1 protein-coding gene is annotated in these 611 nt (G+C 71.8%); it reads left to right on the top strand.

All coding sequences use genetic code 11. The features are described 5' to 3' along the window. Positions 1-611 (top strand): MFS transporter (locus tag CCN33_RS30730; RefSeq protein ID WP_140394787.1); only part of this gene is annotated, 611 nt, incomplete at both ends.

The following is a 611-nucleotide window of genomic DNA, read 5'->3' as shown; positions in this document are numbered from 1 at the left end:
CCCCACCCCCGGCGCCGTCCCGAAGGCGGCCGAGCCGGCCTACCGGGTCAGCGGCGACCGCTTCCTGCGTTCCATCCTCGCCGTCAGCGGCGTCGTGATGGCCGCCGCCAGCATCATCAACGTCCTCATCGTCTTCTACGTCCGCGACACCTTCGGCGGCTCCGAGGAGACCTACGGACTGATCATGTCGGCCTGGATGGCCGGCCTGGTCCCCGGCGCCCTGCTGGTGCGCCGGATCAAGAAGCTCAGCCACGAGGCCCTCCTGATCGGCTCGTTCCTGTGCATCTCGGCCGGCATCCTCGCCACCGGACTCGCCCCGGGCGCCTGGTGGATCGTGCCCTGCTACGTCATCGGCGGCTTCGGCAACGGCGCCCAGGCCACCGTCACCCACATCGTCATCAACCTCCGCGTTCCCGACAGCCACCGCGGCCGCGCCTTCGCCGCCCTGGGCGCCGTCTCCAACACCGGCCCCGCCCTGGGCTACCTGATGGGCGGCGTCATCCTCGGCTTCATCCAGCCCCGCTACGCCTTCCTCCTGGCCGGCACCTGCTCGCTGCTCGCCGTCCTCGTCTTCCACCGCGCCCTGCTGCACACCGCCGGCACCCCCGGCC

This window comes from Streptomyces recifensis (genome assembly GCF_002154615.1).
Lineage (GTDB): Bacteria > Actinomycetota > Actinomycetes > Streptomycetales > Streptomycetaceae > Streptomyces > Streptomyces griseoluteus.
Note: the sequence above shows the minus strand (reverse complement) of the source record. Positions and strands in the feature narration are given on the sequence as shown.